General features: G+C 35.9%; 3 protein-coding genes. All 3 read left to right on the top strand.

The window, feature by feature from the left end; genetic code table 11:
* Positions 1–117 precede the first annotated feature (117 nt).
* On the top strand, positions 118–1,956 hold the full coding sequence (locus tag LZU85_RS20540; RefSeq protein WP_237288405.1) for an ATP-dependent nuclease: 1,839 nt from the start codon (positions 118–120) through the stop codon (positions 1,954–1,956).
* A gap of 158 nt (positions 1,957–2,114) precedes the next feature.
* On the top strand, positions 2,115–2,582 hold the full coding sequence (locus LZU85_RS20530; protein WP_237288403.1) for a hypothetical protein: 468 nt from the start codon (positions 2,115–2,117) through the stop codon (positions 2,580–2,582).
* A 93-nt stretch (positions 2,583–2,675) separates the two neighbouring features.
* Entirely contained in the window at positions 2,676–2,900 is a 225-nt protein-coding gene (locus LZU85_RS20525; RefSeq protein WP_237288402.1) for a hypothetical protein, read from the top strand.
* The last annotated feature ends 189 nt before the right edge of the window (positions 2,901–3,089 follow it).

Raw genomic sequence — 3,089 nt, 5'->3', positions numbered from 1 at the left:
AGTTCCAGTGAGTTTTGTGATTACGGTACATTGCTGTAAGTGACATTGTGCGTTGGTAGCAGCTTAATTTGGCGTTAGCTTATTTGGTCAGTTTGGCGAAAATTATAAGAGATAAAAATGAAATTAAAAAGCCTGAAAATATTTAGCTTTAGAGCTATCAATGGAGATGAAAACGTTATCAATTTCATTGATAACAATATAGTTTTTATATTCGGAAAAAATAATATTGGAAAATCAAGTATTCTCCATGCTTATCAATACTTTGTAAAACCAAATCAAGCCGCGAAAATTACTGATTTCTATGATCAAAACTCGGAAAACAATATAGTTATAGAAGCTATCTACGTCAAAGAAGATAGTGATAATGATTACTTTTTAAAAAATGGTTTTGATAAATGGGTCAGTGAAGAGAATGAAGTTAAGTTCAGAAAAACATGGACGGAAGTAGGGAAAAAAGCCAAAAAAGAAACATTTTCCGTTGAGAAAAATGAGTATGTCCCTGATGGGTTTGGTGGGTTAGAGACTTTCTTGACAAAGGTAACCCCGAATATAATTTATATTGAAGCAATCCCAAGTGTGAAGTCTCTAACGGACTGGATTGAAAAAGAGATAAAGAGTAAATTACTAAATAAACTCAAGGCTAACCATGAAAAAGAATATGAAGCAGCAATGTCTGCTATTAAAGCTCTACAAGATAGAGTGGAAACTGATGGTTATATTAGCGAAATTAATGAAGGTGCAAATAGGTACTTTTGTGAAACTTTCCCAGATTTAAAGCTAAATATAGCTTCAAACCCTAACAAAGAAGCAGATATTACAAAGGCTTTTGAAAAAGATTTTAGTGTCGCAATTAGTAATAATACTAATGAAGAGAAAGAGCTGAATGATGCGCTAGATAAATTAAATGAAGTGGATAAGGGTGATGGTCAAGCCTTTGATCTGCATGGACATGGTTTAATTAGACAAGCAATTATTAATATTTTGGGCTTCTTTAGGGATACGACTAAAGATGAAAAGCATATAATTTTATTTGAAGAGCCTGAATTATATTTGCATCCTGCAAATAAAAGAAAGTTTAAAAATACACTATATAACATAGCTGAGCAGGAAAACTATCAGGTGCTCTGTGTTTCACATGATCCCCAGTTGATCGATTTAAGTCGTGATCATACTTCTTTGGCTAGGTTTGTTAAAAAGCAAAATGGTGAGACCGTTGTATACCAGTCAAGCAATGATGTTTTTGCAAATAGAAAGGTGGTTAAAGACCGAATTTTGATGCTCAATCGCTTTAATCCTCATTTATGCGAAACATTTTTTTCTGATGATGTCATCATGGTAGAAGGCGATACTGAGGCTATAGTTCTAAGAACTCTGATTGAAAAGTACTATCCAGATAAAGAAGTGTTTGTGTTAAATGCTCTGTCAAAGACAAACATGACATTCTTCATGGAAGTTCTTGGTCACTTTAAGATCCGTCAACATATTATTCATGACTCGGATGAAAGGTATGACTATGAAGGTGGAAGACCTAAGGTAAATAAGGATGGTAGCTTTAAAAGAAACAGCTCTTGGACACAAAGTAATAATATTTTTGAAATGCAGTGTCGTTTGAATAATGTTGAAGAACTAGTGCATAGATACGTTTCAATTAGAAATTTTGAACATAGTCATGGTTATAAACATAACGCAAGCAAAGGCAAACCACTTTCTGCATATGAATATGCTGAACAAATGGATATCGAAGATAATTCAATTTCAATTATACGATTTCTTAAACAGATCATTGGAGAACTTGAAAGGGAAGCTCATGGTTATGACGAGCTGTATTTAAAGTCTGCTGTTATGGAGCCGTTTGCTAAGGTTAGCCACTCCAATGTTTATTGTAGCTACGCCTCAAAGCCTCCAGTTGCTAAAAGAACCAATAAGTGCAGTGCATATGCTTATAACTCCCGATAAATCAATAAGCTAACAAACAATTTAAGAGTGATTCAGCACGCGTGGCATTTTTATCATGCGTTGGTTTTGGTGTTGAAGTGCAATGCGTCGGCTTGGTCATTGCGTGCTTCACACCTTAATTGGGCGTTAAACCGCATAAGTCTCTACAAAGGGGAAACATGTTAGAAACGATTAAATTTCTGAATCTTGGTGAGTGGGCTGTATCAGTTGTTGCTGCAATAGCTATATGGAAATGGGTTCTAAAAGGGTTAGCGGAAAAGTGGTTTCAAAATCGTTTAGATTTACAGAAACAAGAAGTTAACTCTGCACTTCAAATTCAAAAAGATTTAGCGCTACAACAAGCTGAATTCGAAAAAGTTAAGTTGGAGAGGGTCCTTCCAATTCTTGAGCAATTTAATGGCGCAATTTCTGAACACAAAATGATGTACAACACGTACGTTTCCTTGATCTTTAACAAAGGCGGAATTCTTCCCGATTTTGAAAGTAAAAGGGTAAAGTTAGACGAGGAAGTAATAGAGTCTTTGGCGAGTATTGCAATCTACTTACCACCTGAATTTAGAGGGCTTACCTATCAATTAAGGAAAGTTGTTAGTTGTTCTTGGAGAGACCCGTTGCAAACCTATTAGCTGTTGCTTGAGAAAGGTGGTATTAAGTGTGTTGCCGACGTTTGTGCACCAAGCAATGACCTATATAGTGATTTGATGGATTGCTTTTACGACATGTGTAACAAATATTTGGGCATATCCAATCATGAGCAGTCATATGCCAGTTTATTGAAGCGCCATGGTTTTAGCGACAGCGAATTTCTTGAACCTACTAACCTCAACGCTGCTCAGAATTTTGTATGGAAATATTTATTACTTCATGAGTATTTCGGCGTTGATGATCGTGCCGAAGTATTTGAGCTAATTGAACAAGAGTACGAGGCTGAAAGTGCGGTTTAACAAAGCGTTTAAGACGGATTCCCAACGCTCGGCATTTTTGGTTTGCTTCAGCTTTAGTGTTTACGACACAATACTTTAAGTGCAGTGGTCTGCGTTGCTCACCACTTAACGCGGCGTTATGCATTACATCAAATTCAGCGTTTAAAGGATGAATAATGAGCGTTCAAAAAGTAGTTGTTATTACTGGCG

Origin of the sequence: Vibrio floridensis, from assembly GCF_021852965.1 — a bacterium.
Classification (GTDB): Bacteria; Pseudomonadota; Gammaproteobacteria; order Enterobacterales; family Vibrionaceae; genus Vibrio; species Vibrio floridensis.
Note: the sequence above shows the minus strand (reverse complement) of the source record. Positions and strands in the feature narration are given on the sequence as shown.

What these genes read in the sequence shown, in the direction of transcription:
- LZU85_RS20540 (WP_237288405.1), top strand. Translation starts at nt 118, where the DNA reads ATGAAATTAAAAAGCCTGAAAATATTTAGCTTTAGAGCTATCAATGGA.
- LZU85_RS20530 (WP_237288403.1), top strand. Translation starts at nt 2,115, where the DNA reads ATGTTAGAAACGATTAAATTTCTGAATCTTGGTGAGTGGGCTGTATCA.
- LZU85_RS20525 (WP_237288402.1), top strand. Translation starts at nt 2,676, where the DNA reads ATGTGTAACAAATATTTGGGCATATCCAATCATGAGCAGTCATATGCC.